At 65.0% G+C, this 20,722-nt stretch carries 20 protein-coding genes; 12 read left to right on the top strand and 8 right to left on the bottom strand.

The window, feature by feature from the left end; all coding sequences use genetic code 11:
• The first annotated feature begins 105 nt into the window (after positions 1-105).
• From GGI48_RS11600 to GGI48_RS11580, 5 genes are all read left to right on the top strand, one after another.
• Complete coding sequence (locus GGI48_RS11600) at positions 106-1,173, top strand: DUF2333 family protein (RefSeq protein WP_103739510.1); 1,068 nt, start codon at positions 106-108, stop codon at positions 1,171-1,173.
• A gap of 3 nt (positions 1,174-1,176) precedes the next feature.
• The gene (locus GGI48_RS11595; RefSeq protein ID WP_047301474.1) at positions 1,177-1,713 is read left to right on the top strand and encodes an NUDIX hydrolase; all 537 of its coding nucleotides are present in this window, start codon (positions 1,177-1,179) and stop codon (positions 1,711-1,713) included.
• A 199-nt stretch (positions 1,714-1,912) separates the two neighbouring features.
• Positions 1,913-2,284 carry a translation initiation factor Sui1 gene (locus GGI48_RS11590; RefSeq protein WP_015634001.1) on the top strand — a complete coding sequence of 124 codons (372 nt, stop codon included), beginning with the start codon at positions 1,913-1,915 and terminating at the stop codon, positions 2,282-2,284.
• Positions 2,285-2,506: 222 nt separating this feature from the next.
• Entirely contained in the window at positions 2,507-4,420 is a 1,914-nt protein-coding gene (speA, locus tag GGI48_RS11585) for an arginine decarboxylase (protein ID WP_016968213.1), read from the top strand.
• Between the two features lie 117 nt (positions 4,421-4,537).
• A complete protein-coding gene (locus tag GGI48_RS11580) occupies positions 4,538-5,407 on the top strand; it encodes an alpha/beta hydrolase (protein WP_103739509.1) in 870 nt (289 codons plus the stop codon).
• Here the strand turns inward: GGI48_RS11580 and GGI48_RS11575 are convergent.
• Positions 5,401-6,747, bottom strand: coding sequence for an MATE family efflux transporter (locus GGI48_RS11575; RefSeq protein WP_179598394.1), 1,347 nt, complete (start codon positions 6,745-6,747; stop codon positions 5,401-5,403). The genes GGI48_RS11580 and GGI48_RS11575 overlap by 7 nt on opposite strands.
• Positions 6,748-6,814: 67 nt before the next feature.
• The gene (locus tag GGI48_RS11570; protein WP_016967052.1) at positions 6,815-7,108 is read right to left on the bottom strand and encodes a hypothetical protein; all 294 of its coding nucleotides are present in this window, start codon (positions 7,106-7,108) and stop codon (positions 6,815-6,817) included.
• A 184-nt stretch (positions 7,109-7,292) separates the two neighbouring features.
• Here GGI48_RS11570 and GGI48_RS11565 point away from each other — a divergent pair, with 184 nt between their 5' ends.
• From GGI48_RS11565 to GGI48_RS11545, 5 genes are all read left to right on the top strand, one after another.
• The gene (locus tag GGI48_RS11565) at positions 7,293-7,598 is read left to right on the top strand and encodes a MazG-like family protein (RefSeq protein ID WP_016967051.1); all 306 of its coding nucleotides are present in this window, start codon (positions 7,293-7,295) and stop codon (positions 7,596-7,598) included.
• Positions 7,595-8,344 (top strand): methyltransferase domain-containing protein, encoded by a 750-nt coding sequence (locus tag GGI48_RS11560; protein WP_016967050.1) that lies wholly within the window; start codon positions 7,595-7,597, stop codon positions 8,342-8,344. Before GGI48_RS11565 ends, GGI48_RS11560 begins: the two co-directional genes overlap by 4 nt.
• An 11-nt stretch (positions 8,345-8,355) precedes the next feature.
• Positions 8,356-8,964 carry a DUF4136 domain-containing protein gene (locus GGI48_RS11555; RefSeq protein ID WP_103739507.1) on the top strand — a complete coding sequence of 203 codons (609 nt, stop codon included), beginning with the start codon at positions 8,356-8,358 and terminating at the stop codon, positions 8,962-8,964.
• A gap of 36 nt (positions 8,965-9,000) precedes the next feature.
• Complete coding sequence (locus GGI48_RS11550; protein ID WP_179598392.1) at positions 9,001-9,558, top strand: DUF4136 domain-containing protein; 558 nt, start codon at positions 9,001-9,003, stop codon at positions 9,556-9,558.
• Between the two features lie 166 nt (positions 9,559-9,724).
• The gene (locus GGI48_RS11545) at positions 9,725-11,743 is read left to right on the top strand and encodes a pilus assembly protein TadG-related protein (RefSeq protein WP_179598390.1); all 2,019 of its coding nucleotides are present in this window, start codon (positions 9,725-9,727) and stop codon (positions 11,741-11,743) included.
• On the opposite strand, the gene GGI48_RS11540 is transcribed toward GGI48_RS11545, so the two are convergent.
• A complete protein-coding gene (locus tag GGI48_RS11540; protein ID WP_179598388.1) occupies positions 11,728-14,493 on the bottom strand; it encodes a PAS domain-containing sensor histidine kinase in 2,766 nt (921 codons plus the stop codon). The genes GGI48_RS11545 and GGI48_RS11540 overlap by 16 nt on opposite strands.
• Positions 14,490-14,939, bottom strand: a complete 450-nt coding sequence (locus tag GGI48_RS11535; protein WP_016964318.1) for a TadE/TadG family type IV pilus assembly protein — start codon at positions 14,937-14,939, stop codon at positions 14,490-14,492. Before GGI48_RS11535 ends, GGI48_RS11540 begins: the two co-directional genes overlap by 4 nt.
• Before the next feature lie 73 nt (positions 14,940-15,012).
• Between GGI48_RS11535 and GGI48_RS11530 the strand changes: the two genes are divergently transcribed.
• Positions 15,013-15,483: a prepilin peptidase gene (locus GGI48_RS11530; RefSeq protein ID WP_179598386.1), complete on the top strand. Its 471-nt coding sequence runs from the start codon at positions 15,013-15,015 to the stop codon at positions 15,481-15,483.
• A 125-nt stretch (positions 15,484-15,608) separates the two neighbouring features.
• A complete protein-coding gene (locus tag GGI48_RS11525) occupies positions 15,609-16,400 on the top strand; it encodes a response regulator transcription factor (protein ID WP_016964316.1) in 792 nt (263 codons plus the stop codon).
• A gap of 59 nt (positions 16,401-16,459) precedes the next feature.
• Here GGI48_RS11525 and GGI48_RS11520 read toward each other — a convergent pair whose 3' ends face one another.
• From GGI48_RS11520 to GGI48_RS11505, 4 genes are read right to left on the bottom strand one after another with little or no spacing between them, the layout of a single operon-like run.
• Positions 16,460-17,344, bottom strand: coding sequence for a type II secretion system F family protein (locus tag GGI48_RS11520; RefSeq protein WP_179598384.1), 885 nt, complete (start codon positions 17,342-17,344; stop codon positions 16,460-16,462).
• A 1-nt stretch (position 17,345) separates the two neighbouring features.
• The gene (locus tag GGI48_RS11515; RefSeq protein ID WP_016964314.1) at positions 17,346-18,227 is read right to left on the bottom strand and encodes a type II secretion system F family protein; all 882 of its coding nucleotides are present in this window, start codon (positions 18,225-18,227) and stop codon (positions 17,346-17,348) included.
• 16 nt (positions 18,228-18,243) lie between these two features.
• Positions 18,244-19,518, bottom strand: a complete 1,275-nt coding sequence (locus GGI48_RS11510; protein ID WP_047301489.1) for a CpaF family protein — start codon at positions 19,516-19,518, stop codon at positions 18,244-18,246.
• Positions 19,515-20,702 (bottom strand): CpaE family protein, encoded by a 1,188-nt coding sequence (locus GGI48_RS11505; protein WP_047301491.1) that lies wholly within the window; start codon positions 20,700-20,702, stop codon positions 19,515-19,517. The genes GGI48_RS11510 and GGI48_RS11505 overlap by 4 nt, the downstream gene beginning before the upstream one ends.
• Between the last annotated feature and the right edge of the window lie 20 nt (positions 20,703-20,722).

The raw sequence follows: 20,722 nt of genomic DNA, 5'->3' as shown, positions 1-20,722 counted from the left end.
TTGCGCGACGCGCATTTGCCGGAAGATTTATCCCGTCAAGGCAAGGCACGATGGAGTAGGGTTGTGGTCGAACCGATGAACCCAAGTGATTGAAAGGACATAGCCATGCTGGATTGGAAGAATCGCGCAGGCAGCGCGCCGGATCGTGCTGCCCAACCCAAGTCGGCGACACGCAGCTATTTTGGTGGCCTGCTGTTCAGTCGCGCCCTGGCCACCTTGCTGGGCCTGTACCTGCTGGTGACCGGTGGCCTGGGTTGGTACTGGAGCCAGGAACCGGCGCTGTTTCCGGTCCAGCAGAACGCCCAGATCGCCGCCGAGAAAGAAGGCCGGCAGATGGTGGTGGGCTACACCACCGTGGAAACCCTGAAGACCGTGGCCAGCACCTTGCTCGACAAGCCGGGTGGCTATATCTCCAACGACCGTTTTCCACCGGGTCTGTGGATGGACAACATGCCGAGCTGGGAATACGGCGTGCTGGTCCAGGTCCGCGACCTGACCCGCGCCCTGCGCAAGGACTTCGCCCGTTCCCAGTCCCAGTCCGCTGAAGACGCTGACCTGGCCAAGGCCGAGCCGCGCTTCAACTTCGACAACAAGAGCTGGATCCTGCCCTCCAGCGAGTCGGAGTACCAGGAAGGCATCAACTCCCTGAGCCGCTACCAGGCGCGTCTGTCCGATCCGAACCAGAAGACCGCACAGTTCTATGCCCGTGCCGACAACTTGAACAACTGGCTGGGTGATGTCGGCACGCGCCTGGGTTCGCTGTCTCAGCGCCTGTCGGCCAGTGTTGGCCGGGTCAAACTCAACACCGCGTTGAAAACCGAAGTGCTCGCCCCCGGCCAGGTGCCGCAAGTGGACGAAGAGCTGGAGGAAACGCCGTGGATGCAGATCGACAACGTGTTCTACGAAGCCCGTGGCCAGGCCTGGGCCCTGTCCCACCTGCTGCGCGCCATCGAAGTGGACTTTGCCGACGTGCTGGCGAAGAAGAACGCCACCGTCAGCGTGCGCCAGATCATCCGTGAACTGGAGGCCTCCCAGGAGCCGGTCTGGAGCCCGATGATCCTCAACGGCAGCGGCTTTGGCATTCTGGCCAACCACTCGCTGGTGATGGCCAACTATATTTCCCGGGCCAACGCGGCGGTCATCGACTTGCGTCAACTGCTCAATCAAGGCTGATCCATGGTCGCAACCGACAAAGAGGCCGCGCACCGCGCAGCCTCCGATGCTGAAGAAATTGCCTGGGTCGATGGCGAAGACCAGCTGCTGGGTGCCATGGTCCGTTCCGAGCTGCGCGAGCGTGGCCTGATTGGCCGTGGCACCTACATCATGCTGTTCAACTCCGCCGGTGAGCTGTGCGTGCACCGGCGCACCCTGAGCAAGGCCATCTACCCGGGTTATTGGGATGTCGCCGCCGGCGGCATGGTCCTGGCGACGGAAAGCTACGCCGAGTCCGCCGCCCGAGAACTGGAAGAGGAACTGGGGGTAAGCGGGGTCGAGTTGACCGCCCACGATCACTTTTTTTTCGAAGACACCGGCAACCGTCTCTGGTGTTCGGCCTTCTCCGCAGTCTGGGACGGTCCGCTGCGCCTGCAGCCGGAAGAAGTCCTTGAAGCGCGCTTCATTCCCCTGGACCAGGTGCTGCGGGAAATCCATGAAAAGCCCTATTGCCCGGACTCCCTGGCCGCCTTGCAACGCTATCTGGCGCGACGTCGTTAAAGTTGCATAAATTGACGCTGATTGGCTCTTAGCAACCGGGCTTTTTGCCGTTACACTGCGCGACTTTTCAAGCTGAACCGGCGGCGCTTGTTGCAAGCGCCGCCGGCCCAGTAGCGCTGCCCCTGCCTGAGTGGGGCTTCGCGGTCGATGGCACCGCCATGTGCTTCGACCAGTCTTTGTCCTCCCAAGAGGATTGCCGGTGGCCAAAAAAGCCGCATCCTTCGCCGCCCTTGGTGGCCTGGTGTTTTCCACCGACGCAGGTCGACATTGCCCGGACTGTAGCCAGCCGGTGGCCGCCTGTATCTGCAAACAAACCGTGATTCCGGCCGGCGACGGCATTGCTCGCGTGCGTCGCGAAAGCAAGGGCCGTGGCGGCAAGACGGTGACCACCATCACCGGCGTGCCCCTGGCCGAAGACGCCCTCAAGGAACTTGCCACCACGTTGAAGAAGCGCTGTGGCACCGGTGGCGCGCTGAAAGACGGCGTCATTGAAATCCAGGGCGACCATGTCGAGCTACTCTTGGCCGAACTGGTCAAGCACGGTTTCAAGGCGAAGAAGTCCGGCGGCTAGCAGCCTCTGTGAAAACCACCTCTGACTCGACCCTGTCTTGATTGGCTCAGGACGCGGCGCCGTCTCCCATGGTTTTCACAGAGCCTGTTCATGAACGGTTTCTAAACTCAGCACGGCAGGCGCGGTCTATTGCGCTTGCAGGCTAATCGTCATTTTCATTCTTTAGACTGCGCCGACCCCGGATTGGGGCGGCGCTCTATGACTTCTTTATAGGGGACTTCGATGTCCGTACGACGCACACGTAAAGACGATGGCAGCCAATGGACCGTTGCGGACAGCCGCAGTGTCTACGGGATTCGCCATTGGGGGGCCGGGTATTTCGCGATCAATGACGCCGGTCGCGTCGAAGTTCGCCCGAACGGCCCGAGCAGTTTGCCCATCGATCTGTTCGAGCAGGTCGAGGAGCTGCGCAAGAGCGGTTTGTCTTTGCCGTTGCTGGTGCGTTTTCCGGACATTCTCCAGGACCGCGTGCGTCAGCTGACCGGCGCTTTCGACGCCAACATCGCGCGCCTGGAATACCAGAGCAAGTACACCGCGCTGTACCCGATCAAGGTCAACCAGCAGGAAGCGGTGATCGAGAACATCATCGCCACCCAGAACGTCTCCATCGGCCTGGAAGCCGGCTCCAAGCCGGAGCTGCTGGCGGTTCTGGCCCTGGCGCCCAAAGGCGGCACCATCGTCTGCAACGGCTACAAGGACCGCGAGTTCATCCGCCTGGCGCTGATGGGCCAGAAGCTCGGCCACAACGTGTTCATCGTCATCGAGAAAGAGTCCGAAGTGGGCCTGGTGATCGAGGAAGCGGCCTCCCTCAAGGTCAAGCCACAGGTCGGCCTGCGGGTGCGCCTGTCGTCCCTGGCGTCGAGCAAGTGGGCCGACACCGGTGGCGAGAAGTCCAAGTTCGGCCTGTCGGCGGCGCAGCTGCTGTCGGTGGTGGAGCGCTTCCGCGCCGCCGGCCTGGACCAGGGCATCCGCCTGCTGCACTTCCACATGGGTTCGCAGATCGCCAACCTGGCGGACTACCAGCACGGCTTCAAGGAAGCCATCCGCTACTACGGCGAACTGCGCAACCTCGGCCTGCCGGTGGATCACATCGACGTCGGCGGCGGCCTGGGCGTGGACTACGACGGCACCCACTCGCGCAACGCCAGCTCGATCAACTACGACATGGACGACTACGCCGGCGTGGTGGTGGGCATGCTCAAGGAGTTCTGCGACGCGCAGAACCTGCCGCACCCGCACATCTTCTCCGAGAGCGGCCGTTCCCTGACCGCCCACCACGCCATGCTGGTGGTGCAGGTCACCGACGTCGAGAAGCACAACGACGACGTGCCGAAGATCGACAACAAGGAAGAACTACCGGAAACCGTGCAATGGCTGGTGGACCTGCTGGGTCCGACCGACATCGAGATGGTCACCGAAACCTACTGGCGCGCCACGCACTACATGAGCGACGTCGCCGCCCAGTACGCCGATGGCAAGCTGACCCTGGCCGAAAAAGCCCTGGCCGAGCAGTGCTACTTCGCCGTGTGCCGGCGCTTGCACAACTCGCTCAAGGCGCGCCAGCGTTCCCACCGCCAGGTGCTGGACGAGCTCAACGACAAGCTGGCGGACAAGTACATCTGCAACTTCTCGGTGTTCCAGAGCCTGCCGGACACCTGGGCCATCGGCCAGGTGCTGCCGATCCTGCCGCTGCACCGTCTGGATGAAGAGCCGCTGCGTCGCGCGGTGCTGCAAGACCTGACCTGCGACTCCGACGGCAAGATCAAGCAGTACGTCGATGAGCAGAGCATCGAGACCAGCCTGCCGGTTCATGGCCTCAACGAGGGCGAGGACTACCTGCTGGGGATCTTCCTGGTGGGCGCCTACCAGGAAATCCTCGGCGACATGCACAACCTGTTCGGCGATACCGACTCGGTGAACATCTACCAGCGGCCTAACGGCAGCGTGTACCACGCCGGGATCGAGACTCACGACACCATCGAAGACATGCTGCGCTACGTGCACTTGTCGCCGGAGGAGTTGATGACTCACTACCGCGACAAGGTGGCCAGCGCCAAGATCAGCAGCGCCGAGCGCACCCAGTTCCTCGACGCCTTGCGCCTGGGCCTGACCCGTTCGTCCTACCTGTCGTCCTGACGCTCGGCGCAAGCCTTGAAAACCCACCGCATGCGGTGGGTTTTTTTTGTCCCCGCTACAGCCTTTGCAGCTAGCCTGAACACAGCTGTGCAAAGCGCAAGGCAGACGGGAGGAGCGATGAGCAATGCAATACGCGGCACCTGGCGGCTGTTGTTCGGCGGGTTGTTGATCGGCGTGCTGGCGGCCTGTTCGCCGCTCAAGCTGCTCAACTCCCTGACCCCCGGCAGCACCTTCATCAAGACCCCGGACATTGCCTACGGCAGCGATCCACGGCAGAAGCTCGATGTCTATCAGCCGCGGCAGGCGGCTGCGGGGGCTCCGGTGGTGGTGTTCTTCTACGGTGGCAGTTGGAACAGCGGCTCGCGCGCGGACTACGACTTTGTCGGCGAGGCCCTGGCCTCACGGGGCATGGTGGTGGTGCTGGCGGACTACCGGCTTTATCCACAGGTGCGTTACCCGGCCTTTCTCGAGGACGCGGCCCGCGCCGTGGCCTGGACCCATGAGCACATCGGCGGCTTTGGCGCCGATCCTCAGCGCCTGTTCCTGATGGGGCACAGCTCCGGGGCCTACAACGCCGCGATGTTGGCGCTGGATCCGCGCTTTCTGGGAGAGGTCGGGCTGACGCCGCAAATCATCAAGGGCTGGATCGGCCTGGCCGGGCCCTATGACTTTCTTCCCATTCGCAACCTGGAGGTGCGTCCGGTGTTTTTCTACCCCGATTCGCCGCCGGATTCGCAGCCGATCAATCACGTCAGCCAGGGCGCGCCGCCAGCGCTGTTGATCGCTTCCAACCAGGATTCGCTGGTCAACCCGCAGCGCAATACCGGTGGCCTGGCCAACAAACTGCGCGCGGCGGGTGTGCCGGTGCAGGAGTTTTATTTTTCCCGCACCAATCACGCCACCCTGGTGGCCGCCCTGTCCCGCCCCTTGCGTGGGCTGGCGCCGGTACTGGATCGGGTCAGCGGCTTTGTCGAGTCGACTCAGTGAACCCCGGAAAACCAGGCGTCGCGCCGCTCCAGCTGCCAGGCGAAGGCGCCCAGGGTCAGGCTGCGCAAGAGCATGAACAATAAGAAACTCAGCCACAGGCCGTGGTTGCCAAAGCCTTGCAGGGCCCAGGCAAAGGGCAGCAGCAGGAGCACGGTGAGGAGCATGCCGTTGCGCATTTCCCGGGCCCGGGTGGCGCCGATGAACAAGCCATCGAGCAGGTAGCTCCAGACCGCGATCATGGGCAGTACGGCAAGGTAGGGCAGGTAGGTGAAGGCGGTCTGGCGGACTTCGGCAATGTCGGTCTGCATTTCGATGAACAGGTGGCCAGCTAGCAAGAACATCAGCGCGAATCCCAAGCTGGCCAGCAATGACCAGCCACCGGCCACCACCAGCGAACGACGCAGGGCCCGGCGGTCATGGGCTCCTATGGCGTGGCCGCACAGGGCTTCCACCGCGTGGGCCAGACCGTCCAGGGCGTGGGCGGTGAGCAACAGGCCATTGAGCAGCAGGGCATTGGCCGCCACCGTGGCATCCCCGAGGCGGGCGCCTTGCACGGTGATCAGGAAAAACACCGATTGCAGGGCCAGGCTGCGAATGAAGATGTCGCGGTTCACCGCCAGCAGCGGGCGCCAGCTTTGCCAGCGGCGCAATGCGGCCCAGGCGATTTGTCCCGGGTAGGCGCGCAGGGCCGGCCGGGTCATGGCCAGGCCGATCAGGGCGCCGGTCCATTCGGCGATCACCGAGGCCCGCGCCGAACCCACCACGCCCCAGTCCAGACCGAGGACGAACCACAGGTTGAGGGCGATGTTCACCAGGTTGGTGCTCAGCAGGATGGCCAACGGCGCCCGGGCATTCTGGGTGCCGAGGAACCAGCCCACCAGGGCGAAGCTGGCCAGGGCCGCGGGCAGGCCCAGCAGGCGGGTGTGGAAAAATGCCCGGGTCATCTGGTCCAGGCCCGCCGAGGGTTGCATCAGGTGCAGGGCCGCGCCGCTCAGCGGCACGCCGATCGCTCCCAGCAGCAGTGCCAGGCCCAGGGCCAGCAGCAGCCCCTGGAGCAGGATCTGGCGCAGGGCTGCGCCGTCGCCGCGGCCGGCGGCCTGGGCGGCGAACCCCGTGGCCCCCATGCGCAAGAAGCCCATGGCCCAGGCCAGGAAGGTGTAGAGGCTGGCGCCGACTGCCACCGCACCCAGTTGATGGGCATGGGGCAGGTGGCCGATCACGGTGCTGTCCACAAGGGCCACCAGGGGCACGGAAATATTCGACAGGATCATCGGCGCGGCCAGGGCCCAGACGCGGCGATGGGTGGGGCGATGACGCCAATCGGTGATCAGGGGGGACATGCGGGCTCCTTGCGAGAGCCGGCATTGTAGCCCCGGCGCCAGGATGCGCCGAGGTTTTAGCGCGGCCTCAGTGGATGATCCAGCTCAGCAGCCACAGGCCCAGCACCAGCCAGATGATGCCGAGGAGGATCGAGGCGCGCATGAAGGCGCGGATCGCCCAGTAGAGAAACATCAGGCCGATGATCAGGCCGATGATGCTGACGATCGAAGTGTCCATGCCCAGGGCCCGGGCCAGGCCATCGACGAAATTGCCGCCGGCGTGGGTCAGGCTGCCGAACAACCCGCTGAGCAGGTCGACGATGAAGCGGATGACCGAACCTATGGCCTGGCCAAGCCATTCGAAGAAACTTTCTACCTGCATGGATGCGTCCTGATCAAAGAAGGGGCCTGAGCTGAGCCTTGGGCCATGGATGCCCGTGGCGAGTTCCCTGCCAAGCATAGAAGCTGCCAGGGCGGGCACATTCTGTAGGAGCCGACCGGCCGGCGAAAGCGCTCTTGCGTCCCACGCCCATCCCCCGGAAGCTATACGCCTTCAGGAGACCCCGATGAACCTAGAGCAACTGACCCAACGCCTGCACGCCATCCGTGACCGCAACGACTGGCGGCAATTTCACAGCCCGAAGAACCTGGCCATGGCCGCCAGCGTCGAAATGGCCGAACTGGTGGAAATCTTCCAGTGGCTGACCGAGGACCAGTCGCGGCAACTGCCGGCGGACAAGCTGGCCCATGCCGGCCAGGAAGTGGGCGACATCGTCCTCTACCTGCTGTTGCTGTGCAGCGAATTGGGGCTGGACATGGACCAGGTGGTGCGCAGCAAGCTGGCGGACAGCGAACGGCGGTTCTGCTCATGAGCGACCGGCATTTCGACCAGCTGGCGACCCGTTTCGCCGAGAAGATCTATGGCGGCGCCAAGGGCGCGATCCGCCTCGCGGTGCTCCAGGCCGACCTCAAGGAAAGCCTGCCCGAGCGGCCGCTGCGGGTGCTGGATATCGGTGCGGGCCTGGGGCACATGTCCCTGTGGCTGGCCCAGCGCGGGCACCAGGTGACCCTGGCCGAGCCCGCCGCGCCGATGCTCGAAGGCGCCCGCCAGCGCTTTGCCGAGGCCGGGCAGCCGGCGACCTTCATCCAGGCGCCCTGGCAGGAACTGCTGGGGCAACTGACCGAACCCTACGACCTGGTGCTCTGCCATGCGGTGCTCGAATGGCTGGCCGAGCCCCACGCGATCCTGCCGGTGTTGCACCAGTTGACCCGCGTCGATGGCTGGTTGTCCCTGGCCTTCTACAACCGCGATGCGCTGGTCTATCGCAACCTGCTCAAGGGCCATTTCCGCAAGATGCGCAAGAACGACATGGCCGGCGAAAAGCAGAGCCTGACCCCGCAACAACCGCTTGATCCGCGCGAGCTGGCGGCGCAACTTGATGGCTTGTGGCGAGTCGAAACCCAGAGCGGAGTGCGGGTTTTCCACGATTACATGCCGGTGGAGTTCCAGGCTCGGGCCGAGCTGACGGACCTGTTGGAAATGGAACTGGCTCACCGCCGACACCCAAGTTTCGCCGGCCTTGGGCGTTATCTGCATTGGCTGTGCCGGCCGGTCTAACGGAGTGCGCAATGAAACGCCGCCTGGGTCTGATCTTCCTGTGTTCGGGGCTTGCCGCCTGTCAGGGCAGCAACCCCTACGTCGCCAGCAGCAACCCTATGCCGCCGGCGCCGCCGCAAGCGGCCAACACCTTCGATCGCAGCGCCTACCCGGCGCCGCAGCGCGATTACGGACGCTACCGCAACTGGGCCTGGCTCAATGGGCGCCTGCCCAACGGCTCGGCCTGGGCCGATTCGGCGCAGATTGCCGAGGCGGTGAGCAACGCTCTGGATCAGCGGGGTTTGCGCCCCGTACTGGACCAGCGCCCGGCGGACCTGTGGGTCAGTGCCGACCTGCACCTGGAGAAGCGCCTGCGCCAGGTCCAGGACGACTACGGTTATGGCGGCTACGGCGGTTATAACCGTTATGGCCCGGGCTACGGCATGTACGGCAGCGTGCCGGTGGTGCGCACCTACGAGGTCGAAGTGGTGGTGGTTCGGGTCAATCTGTATGACGGCGCCAGCGGCCAGCCGGTCTGGAGCGCCAGCGCCGAAACCAGCAGCCGCGGCAGCCTCAGCGAGCGGGCCGACGCCTTGCGTGAAGCGGTGCAAAAGGCAATGGCGGCCTATCCTCCCAGTTAGGACCACCGGTGGTTGTTCTTGAATCGGAGAAACAGCATGTTCCATCGAATCGCGTTACTGGTATGCGCCGCCTTGCTCAGTGCCTGCGCCGCCAACCAGGTCAACCATGATTTCGACGCCAGCCGGGACTTTGGCGCCTACCGCAGCTGGAGCTGGAAAGAACCCGCCCTGCAATACCGCCCCGATGATCCACGGATCAAGAGCGACCTGACCGAGCAGCGCATCCGCCAGGCCGTGGCCGAGCAACTGGACCAGCGTGGCCTGCGCCCGGTACAGGGCGCAGCCCCGGCCGATCTCAAGGTCCAGGCGTACCTGATCGTCGAGGACCGTCAGCAACAGGTCACCACCAACTACGGTGGTGGTTGGGGTGGCCCGTGGAATGGCTACTGGGGCGGGCCGATGTACAACGAGACTCGCAACATCACCTACAAGGTGGCCACCATCCAGATCGACCTGCTGGATGGTAAGGACGGCAAGCTGGTGTGGCGCGGCAGCGACGAGCAACTGCTCAGCAACTCGCCGAGCCCAGTGGATCGCAACGCCGCGGTGCGTAGTACGGTGATGCGCATCCTGCAGAACTACCCGCCGCACTAAGGCCTTCAGCCCCGCGCGGCACCGGCCGCGACAGTGACGGGCGGCGCGCCCTGGCGCCGCCAGTCAGGCGAGCTGGCACCTTGCCAGCGACGGCCCGTCCTTTGACTACACTGCTGTGCATCGATGGAGTGCGCGCTCGGCTGCGAGCCGGGAAAGGAGTGCCCCGATGTCTCCCCTGAAGCGTTTTACCGCTCCGCGCCGCCAGCGCGGAGCCATTGGTCTGATGGCCGCCGTGACCCTGGGGCTGGCGCTGTTGCTGATGGTTGTGGTGGTGGACAGCGGCCGACTGTACATGGAGCAGCGCAAGTTGCAGCGGGTCGCCGACAACGCCGCGCTGGAAGCCGTGAGCCGGGGCGGCAACTGCCAGGCCGGCCTCAGCGCCGCGGCCTATGCCGGGCAGAGTGCGACCCGCAATGGTTTTACCGTCGACGCCGGCAGCACCCTGACCACCGCGTGCGGCGCGTTGACCACCGGGGCCAACAGCCTGCGTACCTTCAATGCCGACCCGACGCAATCGGCGGCGGTGCGGGTCGTGGCGACCCACACGGTGCCCATCAGCGTGGCGGCGGGAATCGGGGCACTGTTCAGCCCGGGGCCGATCAACCTCACCACTCAACTAAGCGCCACGGCGGTGGCCGCCGCGCCCACCCCACCGCGGGCGCAACTGAGCATTCGCAGCACCCTGGCCACCGTCAACAGCGCCAACTCGCCACTGCTCAATACCCTGGTTGGCAACATGCTGGGCGGCAGCCTCAACATCAGCGCCGTGGGCTGGAATGGCTTGCTCAACAGCGACATCAACCTGCTGCGCTATCTCGACCAACTGGCCATCGATCTGGGGGTTGCCGCGGGCAACTACAGCCAGTTGCTCAACACTCAGGCCAGCCTGACCCGGCTGATCCAGACCGCCGCCACCGTGGTCCAGGCCAATGGCGCCACGGCCGATGTGCTGGCGGCCCTGGGCGCCCTGCAAGTGGCGGTGAGCAGCCAGATCCCGCAGCTCACGCTGGGGGACATCCTCAAGCTGCAGAGCGGTGCGGCAAGCACCGCCCTGGATGCCAACCTGCAACTCTTTCAGTTGATGCAGGCGATGATCCAGCTGGCCAACAGCAAGAGCGCGGTGGCGGCGGTGGTGCCGGCCAACCTGCTGGGCCTGGCCAACGTCACCATCCGGGTCAAGGTCATCGAGCCGCCGCAGTTCTCGGCGGTCGGCGATCCGCGGCTGGCCATCCTCGATCCGCTGGGCGCCAACCGCATCTATGTCCGCACGGCCCAGGTGCGCACCCTGGTGTCGGTCAACCTGACCGGGTTGGCCGGGATCAGCGGCCTGGCCAACGCCCTGCTGGGTCTGGTGGGCTCGCTGACGCCGACCCTCAACAGCGTCCTGAGCTTGAACCTGGCGGCCACCATCAACTCTGTCGCTTGCCTGCTGGGCGCCGGCTGCCAGCAAGTCGATCCCGAGGTGCTGCCTACGGCGCGCATCGATATCAACCTGGAACTGGGGGGCGCCAAGGCCTACGTCACCAACTACAGCTGCCCGACGGACAACGCCGGTAGCAAAAGCCTCACGGTGCACAGCGAGTCGTCACTGGCCGATATCAAGATCGGCCAGATCGATCCCAATACCGCCTTCTCCTCGTCGACGGAACCGGTGGTCACGCCGGTGCCGATCGTCGACCTGGGCATCTGGACCTGCCACAAGATCCTCGGCATCGGCAGTTGCGGCCCGGCGCGGACGGCGTTCGCCGCCGGCGGCATCGGGCTCAAGGTCGACAGTGCGCTGGGGCTCAGCCAGACCGGGCCCAATGTCGGGCGCGACTTGCTGTACGCCAGCAGCGCGCCGCCGTTTCCCACGCCGCCCAACGTCAATCAGGCGCCGAGCTACCAGAACGCGGCGCCGACCAACAATCTGGTCAACAGCCTGTCGGGCGCTATTGCCGGGATCAGCCTGGAGGTTTACCAGCCGGTCAATGCCAATCTGCTGGGCTCGGTGGTGGCGGGGGCGGGGGGCCTGATCAATGGGGTGACCAGCCTGATCATGCCGCTGATCAGCAACCTCTTGAGCCCCTTGCTCGATCCGCTGCTGAACAGCCTGCTGGCGACCCTCGGCATCAACCTGATGGATGTGGAGGTCGGCGCCAACCTCACCTGCGGGCAGACCGGCCGGGCCTACCTGGTGATCTGATCCGCCGGGGCAATCGGCAGCTCGATGCAAAAGCGCGCGCCGTCCACTCCGTTGCTGACGCTCAGGCGCCCGCCCATGTTTTCCACTATGCCGTAGCTCACCGACAGCCCGAGCCCGGTGCCGATACCCGCAGGCTTGGTGGTGAAGAAGGGTTCGAAGATCCGCTCCAGCAGGCGTGGGTCGATGCCGCCGCCATTGTCCTCGACCCACAGGCGTACCCGCTGTTCGTCGCGCTGGCCATGCACGGCAATCCAGGGCTTGAAGGCTTGCCGCGGCGGTTGGCTCAGCAGCGCGTCCCGGGCATTGACCATGAGGTTGATCAGCACCTGCTCCAGCTGGTCGACGAAGCCCAGCACCTGCACCTCGAACCCCAGCTCGCTGATGCGCAGTTCGATCCCTTTGCCGCGCATGCCTTCGGCCAGCAGGGACAGGGTGCCCTCGATGGCCAGGGCCGGATTGAAGGGTTGCTGCTCCACCTCCGAACGTCGGCCGAACACCCGCATGTGATCCACCACCCGGGCGGCTCGCTGCACCTGGGTGTCGAGACGATGCAGTTTGTCGGTGAGGTAGTCGACCTGGATCTCACCGCTGTTCAGGCGCTTGAGCACATTGACGATGGCCATGCGCATCACGTTCAGCGGTTGATTGATTTCGTGGGCCAGGCCGGTGGCCATTTCCCCCAGGGTGGCCATTTTCGCGCTCTGCATGAGCTGCTGCTGGGCACGTCGGACTTCGGTGTTGTCACGGCCCACGGCCTGGATCTCCAGCAACTGTCCCTGCTCATCGAAGACCCCGCGATCGGACCAGACCCACCAGGCGTGTTCACGCCCCGGCAACTGCAGGCAGATCTCGGCGGTGCTGACTGGAAACTCCGGGCTCAGCCGCTGGATCCGTCGCTCGAAACCTTCGCGCTGTTCGGCGGACAGCCATTGCCCAAGGTCGCTACCCGGCAGCTCCTCGGCGGGGCATTCCAGGTAAGTTGCCAGCGGCCGGTTGCCGAAGGTCAGGGTCAGGTCCGGGCGGTAGCGACAGATCATCGCCGGTGAGTCTTCCACCAGAATCCGGTAGCGCTCCTCGCTCTGGCGCATCTGCTCGGCGGCCAGGGTTGCCTCGGTGACGTCCAGCCACAGGCCGACGGCCTCCACCGGCAGGCCCAGGTCGTCGCGCAGCAGCTTGGCTTCATCCATGACCCAGTGGTAAGCCCCGTGGCGGTCGCGCAGGCGGTAGCGGGCGTGGACGCTGCCTTCGCGCAACAACTGGCGGCAGCGCTGGAAATACAGGTCGTGGTCCTCGGGGTGCACCCAGTCCGCCAGGCCGGCCGTGGTGCAGTCCTCCAGGCTCCAGCCCAGTAGCGGTTGCAGGCTGGCGCTGAAAAAGCTCGGTTGCAGGGCGCCTTCCAGGTAGCGCTGGACATAGATCACCGCCGGCGAGCTGGCAATCAGATTGTCCAGGCGCGCGTGGGCCGCAGCCGCCTGTTGCTGCTGGTTCTTGATATCGCTGATGTCCAGCATGAAGCCCAGGAACCGCTGTTGTTCCCCTCGTCCCAGGGACTGGCCCTGCAAGCGGTACCAGCGTGGCGGCAGGCTCGGGTCCGGCTCGGACAGGCGCGCGCAGACCAGCAGTGGCTTGCCCAGGGTCAGGGCGTGCAGGCGGCTGGCCAGTTCGCTGCGGTCGGCGGGGTGAATCAGTTCCAGCCAGTCCTGGACCGCCAGCCTGCTGCGCGCGTCGGGCAACTGCAGACTGGCGGCCAGCTGGCTGGCCAGTTGGATCTCGGCAGTCTCCGGACACAATTCCCACCAGCCGGCGCCCAACAGACCCTGCAGGGCTTCCAGGCGTTCCAGGTGCAGGTGATCGCGTTGTTCGCGCAGGCGGCCGAGCAAGGGCTCGGCCAGGGCGGCGGTGAGCATCAGCCAGTCGCGTTCCAGCAGGTGCGGTGCCTGCTGCTGCACGGCATAGCAGCCGCACAGCAACCAGGCGGCGACGCCGTGCGCGTCCCGATAGGGCACCAGGAAACCTTCGCGATGACCGAAGATCCCTTGCAGGCGCGGGTGCTCGTTCAGGCCCTGGATATGATTCAGGTGCAGCGGAGCATTGCCGCTCAAGCTGTCCAGGCCGCTGCCCAGAACCTGGCCGTCCTGCCACAGCCGGGGAGCGTCGTGGGCGCTGTAGCCACTGTGCAGCACCCAGGTTTGTTCCTCGTCGTCGAGCAAGGCCAGGCCCACGCAAGGGATGTGGCAGTAGCGGGCCAGGTCGGCGAGCTGGTCGTGCAGCACCTCCGCCAGCCGGCTCAGGGTGCACAGGCGGATCTGCTCGTTGATCAGCGTGGCGAAGATCTGGCATTGCTCGCGGCTCAGGGCCTGCTGGCGCTGTTGGATCAGGTCGCCGATGTCCAGCAGTTGCAGCAGCCACTGGTTGCCACAGCTCTGGACCCAGCCGCGCAGGTGCAGGGTCTTGCCGCCCAGCCCGCGCAGGTCCAGATCCAGCACCTGCGCGCTCCAGTCGGCGGGGTGCCCCTCCAGGGCCAGAGCGCAGCCGGGCAGGGCGTAGTCCAGCAGATGGTGGGGCTCGGGCGAGGGTGGCAACTGCGCCAGCGCATGGCGCAGCGGTCCGCTGCTGGTGAGGATCCGCCCCTTCGGGTCCAGCACCAGTTGCAAACCGACTGCCTGGGCCGGCAACTGGGCCTGGGCTTCGTCGGCCGGTGCTGGCTGGCGGCCCAGCAGGCGCCCGAACAGCTTGTCGCTGGCGTTCAAAATTGCACGCTCGAAAGGGCGGACAGGGTCGTGGGCAAGTTGGGGACCGGGCCGACCACCGGCAACACCAGGCGGGGGAGCACCTGGGTGAGCTTCGAGGTGGGGTAGTCGATCCGCACGGTGAGCACGCCATTGGCGTACACCGAGCTGTAGTCGGTGGCGGCGAAGTTGAAGAGCGACGGAATCCACAGGGTCTGGGCCTGCACCACGCTGTTGGCCAGGTTCTGCACCGTGGTGGCGTAGTTGGCGCTGTTGGGATCGACCGCCACGGCCCGGCGCACGGCCTCGGCGGTGGCCTGGTTGAAGGACTGCATCATCAACAGCGGCAGGCTGTAGCTGACCAGACCGTAAAACACCGCGAAGAAGATCACGAACACCGCCGCGAACTCGATCGCTGCAGCGCCCTTTTGCTTGCTGGGGTGCTTGCTGGGGAGGCCCGGTTTCATGAGTGCGTCTACCCTGACAGTCACTATGTCCATTGAGCATAGAATCAATCCGCTAAAAGGAATTTTTTAGCTCATGCATTTCTGGGTTTTGTGGATCTGGCTGGTGCTGTGCGCGCTGCAGGATCTGTGTCAACGGCATATTGCCAACACCTTGACGCTGGGCGCCGCGCTGCTGGCGAGCGGCTATCTGCTGTGGACCGGCAGTACCTGGCTGGGCGCTGCGGCTGCCCAGGGCGCCTGGGCCCTGTTGCTGGCCCTGCTGCTCACGCTGCCCGGGTATGCCATGGGGCGGATGGGGGCGGGGGACGTCAAATTGATGGCCGCCCTGGGGCTGGCCTCCGATCCCGAGCATCTGCTGGGGGCGTTCATTGGCGCCGGGTTCTGCAGCCTGCTGTGGCTGCTGATCGTCCCCAGGCTCCTTTCTGCGCCGAGACAGGGGCTTGCGCCACAAGGCGAGGCGCAAGCCATGGGCCTGTCAAAAAAATACCCGTTCGCCCCTTTTGTCCTGGCTGGAATGGTCTTAACTGTGAGCGTGATCCACTAGTCGCCGAGCCGATTAATGCTATGTACATAGTCGGAAAGTAGGTCTAGGTTTTAAGTCGTGGCTGCCCGGAACCTGCGGGCGGGGCAGGAGTGGTCAATCGGCGATTGGCCCGCACGGAGTCGCACGTGAACAAGCTCACTTCTCAGATGAAAGTGCTCGTGGTTGATGATCAGCCGCTGATTGTCGAAGAACTTTGCGAGTTTCTTGAAAACAGCGGTTACCGTTGTGTTCCTTGCGAGTCCGCCCGCCAGGCGGTGGACTGCTTCAACAGGGACCCGGACATTGCCCTGGTGCTCTGCGATCTGCACATGCCCGATATGGACGGGATCCAACTGGTGCAGGAGCTGCAGCGTCTGGCCGGCAAGCAGCGGGTATTCGAAGCCATCCTGCTCACCGGGCAGTCCGACAAGCAGGATGTGATCAAGGCCATGCGTGCCGGCATTGCCGACTACTATCAGAAACCCATCGACCTGGATGAACTCCTAGAAGGCCTGCAACGTCAGGAAGTCGCCTTGCAGGAACGGCAGAAGAACCTGCACCTGGGGCACCTGAACCAGAAGCTGCAGTTTCTCTCCGAATCCATCGACGACCTGTACCAGGATCTGGACAAGGTCCGGCGCACGCCAGCGGCCAGTCGCAGCGAGGAGTCCGCGGAGGACGGCAGTGGCGACGCCGACCCGTTCGAGGTGCCGGCGATCTTCAACCAGCTGTCGCCACGGCAGCTGGATGTGGCGCGACTGGTGGGCAAGGGGCAGACCAACTACCAGATCGCCTGTGAACTGGGCATCACCGAAAACACCGTCAAGCTCTACGTGTCCCAGGTCCTGCGCCTGACCCACATGCATAACCGCACGCAACTGGCCCTGGCCTTGTCGCCGAGCAACTCGGGACTGCGCCAGCGAGTCACCGCCCACTGATGCCGTCGGCATCCCGGCGGCGAGCCACTCGCCGCCGGCCGCGACACTCCTGTTCTGTTTTAGTAGGTAAAGGCTCGGGCAATGGCGGTGAAGCCGGGCCCGGCCAGCACGATCAACAGCGCGGGGAACAGAAACAGCATCATCACCACCGACATCTTCGCCGACATTTTCGAGATGTATTCCTGCAGGCGGGTCAGGCGCCGGTCGTCCAGCAATTGCTTGAGGGCCTGCAGGGATTTCATCGCGCCGCCGCCCTGCAGGATCAGTTGCTGGAGAATCACGCAGGTGTCGGTGAACTCGTCCACCGCCAGCAGGGTCGCGGTCTGATGCAGTTCCTGGCCCAGTTCCAGGCCTGAATCCACCCGCGCCAGGATCAGGCGCAGTTCATGGGTCAGTTCCGGCAGCAGTTTCCCGGCCTCGTTGCTCAGGACCCGCAGCGCCTGCTCCACCGCCATGCCCGACTCGAACAGGATGCGCAGCAAGGGAATGAAGGTGGAGATCTCCAGGGCGATGTGTTTTTGCCGGCGTTGGGCGGCGTAGGCCAACACCCGCTTGGGCAGCAGGTAGCCGGCGCCGGCGGCGAGCTGGGGCGTCAGCCAGTGGCTCTGGGCTTGGGGAAACGCCACCTCCTCAATGAAGATCACCAGGCACACCGCCAGCACCGGGGTGCCGATCTGGCAGGCCGCGAACAGCGAACGCTGGGTGGAGCGACGCCAGCCCAGGCGGTTGAGCAGGGTCTGGGTTTCGCTGTCCATGTTCACCGCGCGTTGGCCGAAACGACTGTCGCCCAGCAGTCGCAGCCAACTGCCCAGGCGGTTGTCGCGGGTCATGTGGCCGTGCAGCCGCTGGGCAATCTGGCGCTCGCGCCGGCGTTGCGTCAGCAGGCCGTTGCTGAGCAGCAGCAAGGCCCCGAGAAACAACAGCGCAGCAGCCAGCAGAAGCATTTCAGATACTCCTCAACATGCGCCACAGGGCCAGGCAACCGAAGATCTGCAGGCACACCGCGGTGATCAGCATGGCCTGGCCGGAAGGGTCGTGCCACATGCCCAGCATGTAGCCCGGATTGGTGAGCATGAAGTAGCTCACCAGCAGCAGCGGCAGGCTGCCCAGGACCCAGGCGGTCATGCGGGTTTCCCCGGTCATTGCGCGCAGCTGCCGGGCCCCTTGCTCGCGCTCGCGGATCAGCTTGATCAGGTTCTCCAGCAACTCGCTGGCGTTGCCGCCGTAACGGTGATTGACCTTCAGGCCCAGGGCGAACATGCGCAGCTCATCCTGTTGGTAGAACTCGGCAAAGTCACTGACCGCGTCCGGCAGGTTGACCCCCAACTGCACGTTGCGCTGGACGCGTCCCATGGCTTGCTTGAGCGGGTCGTTGCTGGCTTCGATGGCGCCCAGCACGGCATCGGCCAGGGTGCGTCCGGATTTCAGGCTGCGCACGCTGTGATCCAGCAGCGCGGGCAGTTGTTCGATCATGCGCTTGAGCCGGCGCTGATACAGCCAGGCAATGGACAGGCGCAACAACAGTGGTGGCACCAGCACGCCAGCCAGCAGGCCAAGCCAGTCTCCCAACAGGTAACCCAGCAGTGTCAGTGCCGCCCACGCCGTCAGCCACAGGCCCAGGCGTTCATTGGGCTGGCCCAGGCCGGCGCGGGCGAAGGCCTGTTCCAGGCCGGTCCAGGCATGGCGCGGCGGGTTCAGCTCGGGTTGTCCCTGAGCCAGCCGGTTGAGCACCCGCTCGCGTTCGGTCTTGCGCACGCCGTGGTAGAACAGCCAACCGGAAAGCCCCAGTAGCAGCAGGCAGATCAAGGTAAGCAGCAGGCCGATCATGGGCCACCTCGGCGGTTCAGTTGATGCCCAGTCCGCTCTCGCGGCGCAGTTTGTCGCCCGCCGGGTTCAGCGCCTCGCGCTCAAAACCCAGGCCGTTGCGGCGGTTCAGGCGAAACAGCGTATTGGTGACGTAGATGTCGTCGCGGATGCCCACCACCTCCACCACTTCACTGACGCAGCGGCGGCCGTCGGGCAGGCGGGTCAGTTGGATCACCACGTCCAGGGCCGCGCAGATCATCTGCCGCAGGGTGCGTTCGGCCACCTGGCGCCCGGTCAGGCCCACCAGGGTTTCCAGGCGCAGCAGGGCGTCCTGGGCGTTGTTGGCGTGCACCGTGCTCATGGAACCGTCGTGGCCGGTGTTCATGGCGGTCAGAACATCCAGCACTTCGACGCCGCGGATCTCGCCGAGGATGATCCGGTCCGGGCGCATCCGCAGGGCGTTGCGGATCAGGTCGCTGGCCTTGACCTCGCCGTGCCCTTCGGCATTGGGCGGACGGGTTTCCAGGCGCACCACGTGGGGATGCCCCAGTTGCAGCTCGGCCACGTCTTCGATGGTGACCAGGCGCTCATAGGGGTTGATCAACTGGCTGAGAATATTCAGCAGGGTGGTCTTGCCGGTGCCGGTGCCGCCGCTGATGAGAATGTTGCAGCGCTTGCCCACGGCGTCCTGGAGGAACTCGAAGATCGCCAGGTCGATGGTCTGCATGGCGATCAGGTCGCTGCTCTTGAGCATGTCCTTGCGAAACTTGCGAATCGACAGGCAGGGGCCGTCCAGGGCGATGGGCGGAATGATCGCGTTGACCCGGCTGCCGTCGGGCAGGCGCGCATCGACCATCGGCGAGGACTCGTCCAGGCGCCGGCCCAGGGGCGCCAGAATCCGTTGCATGACCCGCTCCACATGGTGCGCGTCGATAAAGCGCAAGTCGCTCTGGTGCAGCACGCCTTCGCGTTCGACGAACACCCGGTGCGGGCCGTTGACCAGAATCTCGGTGACGGCCTGATCGCGCAGCAAGACTTCCAGCGGGCCGAAGCCGGTGAGTTCATCGACGATTTCCTCGGCCAGGCGCTCCATTTCATAGCGGGAAATCGCCAGGTGCATGCGCGCGATGTACTCCGCCACCTTGTCGGTGACGAACTGCGAGAGGTTCTGCCGGGAGCTTTCCAGCAGGTTTTTACCCGACTCTTCGATGGCATCGATGATGTAGCGATGCAGCACCAGTTTCAGGCCTTCGTGGTCGCTGTTGCCCGGCACCGTGCGGGTCGAGGCGCCGAAGAGTTTTTCTCCGCTCATTTGCCCCCCATGATTCGATTGAGCCAGCCGCCCTTGGGTCGGGCCAGTCCTTCGGAGCGCTTGGCCAGGCGCTCGCCGAGGGTTTTCAGGCTTTGCGTCAAGGCTTCGCGGGGGGCCATTTCAAACAGGGTGACGCCCTGGTTCTTGGCATTCAGGCGCACCTCCGGGCTGTAGGCCAGCACCGCGATCACTTCCAGGCCGAAGGTTTTGCCCAGGGTTTCGGAGTCCGGCGCGACGGCTTTCAGGTAGCGGTCCACCAGCAGGCGTGCGTGATCGAGTTTCAGGCCCTTTTCGCGCCAGTGGTTGAGCACCGCCAGGTTGCGCCGGCAGTCGAGGACGTTCTGGTCGGTGCACCAGATCAGCTTGTCGCAATGGCTGACAAAGGTGCGCAGCGCCTCGCTGTCCGACTGCCCCACCAGGTTCACCACGATGTGCTGGAAGTGCTGGCGCAGGGCACTGAGCAACATGTACAGCTCGGCGGCGCTGGTGTGCTCCAGAGGCTCGTCGTGGGGGGCGTAGGCGAGAATCCGCAAGCCGGCCTCGGCGCTGGTGAAGGCGCTGTCGATCAGGGTCGCATCCAGACGCCGCAGGTGACGCAGGGCATCGCCGAAGTGGAAGGAACTCTCCAGCCCGAGCAAGGCCAGGCTGTCGCCACGGGGCAGGCCCAGGTCCAGCAGCAGGGTCTGCTGGCCGCTCTTTTGCACCACCAGGGCCATGTGCCCGGCCAGCAGTGCGCCGTCACCGTCGCCCTGGACCCCGTAGAGCACCGTCAGGCCCCCCAGCTGGGTGTTGGGTGTGACCGCCGGCAGGCGCTTGCTCAAGCGCCGGACCAGCCCGGCGACTTCGCTGGAGCGTGAGCCGTAGGCGACGAAATCCCGAGCCCCGGCGCGCATCGCGTTGAGTACCAGCTGATTGTCCATGCCATCGCCGAGGGCGACGATCGCCAGCATCGGCTTGGCTTCCAGGGCGCCTTCGATCAGCGCGGCCTGGGCCACCACGTGCTCGCGGTCGAGGCCGACGAACACCAGGTTGGCGAAGGTCACGTCCACCAGCGCCAGCAGTTCGTCGAGGCTGCCATCGGCGCCCACCACCTGGCCCAGGGGCGCGAGGGCGCCTTGCAGCCACTCCAGATCGGTGCTGTTGCGGGTGATGGCAAGAAAGGTCTGGTTCAGGCTTTGACTCATGGTGATAGCCCGCTGCGCAT

The organism is Pseudomonas protegens, assembly GCF_013407925.2.
Classification (GTDB): Bacteria; Pseudomonadota; Gammaproteobacteria; order Pseudomonadales; family Pseudomonadaceae; genus Aquipseudomonas; species Aquipseudomonas fluorescens_AP.
Note: the sequence above shows the minus strand (reverse complement) of the source record. Positions and strands in the feature narration are given on the sequence as shown.

Excerpts from the sequence above, each read along its gene's own strand:
- GGI48_RS11600 (WP_103739510.1), top strand. The coding sequence starts at position 106 with ATGCTGGATTGGAAGAATCGCGCAGGCAGCGCGCCGGATCGTGCTGCC.
- GGI48_RS11595 (WP_047301474.1), top strand. The coding sequence starts at position 1,177 with ATGGTCGCAACCGACAAAGAGGCCGCGCACCGCGCAGCCTCCGATGCT.
- speA (WP_016968213.1), top strand. The coding sequence starts at position 2,507 with ATGTCCGTACGACGCACACGTAAAGACGATGGCAGCCAATGGACCGTT.
- GGI48_RS11580 (WP_103739509.1), top strand. The coding sequence starts at position 4,538 with ATGAGCAATGCAATACGCGGCACCTGGCGGCTGTTGTTCGGCGGGTTG.
- GGI48_RS11575 (WP_179598394.1), bottom strand. The coding sequence starts at position 6,747 with ATGTCCCCCCTGATCACCGATTGGCGTCATCGCCCCACCCATCGCCGC.
- GGI48_RS11570 (WP_016967052.1), bottom strand. The coding sequence starts at position 7,108 with ATGCAGGTAGAAAGTTTCTTCGAATGGCTTGGCCAGGCCATAGGTTCG.
- GGI48_RS11565 (WP_016967051.1), top strand. The coding sequence starts at position 7,293 with ATGAACCTAGAGCAACTGACCCAACGCCTGCACGCCATCCGTGACCGC.
- GGI48_RS11560 (WP_016967050.1), top strand. The coding sequence starts at position 7,595 with ATGAGCGACCGGCATTTCGACCAGCTGGCGACCCGTTTCGCCGAGAAG.
- GGI48_RS11555 (WP_103739507.1), top strand. The coding sequence starts at position 8,356 with ATGAAACGCCGCCTGGGTCTGATCTTCCTGTGTTCGGGGCTTGCCGCC.
- GGI48_RS11550 (WP_179598392.1), top strand. The coding sequence starts at position 9,001 with ATGTTCCATCGAATCGCGTTACTGGTATGCGCCGCCTTGCTCAGTGCC.
- GGI48_RS11545 (WP_179598390.1), top strand. The coding sequence starts at position 9,725 with ATGTCTCCCCTGAAGCGTTTTACCGCTCCGCGCCGCCAGCGCGGAGCC.
- GGI48_RS11535 (WP_016964318.1), bottom strand. The coding sequence starts at position 14,939 with ATGAAACCGGGCCTCCCCAGCAAGCACCCCAGCAAGCAAAAGGGCGCT.
- GGI48_RS11530 (WP_179598386.1), top strand. The coding sequence starts at position 15,013 with ATGCATTTCTGGGTTTTGTGGATCTGGCTGGTGCTGTGCGCGCTGCAG.
- GGI48_RS11520 (WP_179598384.1), bottom strand. The coding sequence starts at position 17,344 with ATGCTTCTGCTGGCTGCTGCGCTGTTGTTTCTCGGGGCCTTGCTGCTG.
- GGI48_RS11515 (WP_016964314.1), bottom strand. The coding sequence starts at position 18,227 with ATGATCGGCCTGCTGCTTACCTTGATCTGCCTGCTGCTACTGGGGCTT.
- GGI48_RS11510 (WP_047301489.1), bottom strand. The coding sequence starts at position 19,518 with ATGAGCGGAGAAAAACTCTTCGGCGCCTCGACCCGCACGGTGCCGGGC.
- GGI48_RS11505 (WP_047301491.1), bottom strand. The coding sequence starts at position 20,702 with ATGAGTCAAAGCCTGAACCAGACCTTTCTTGCCATCACCCGCAACAGC.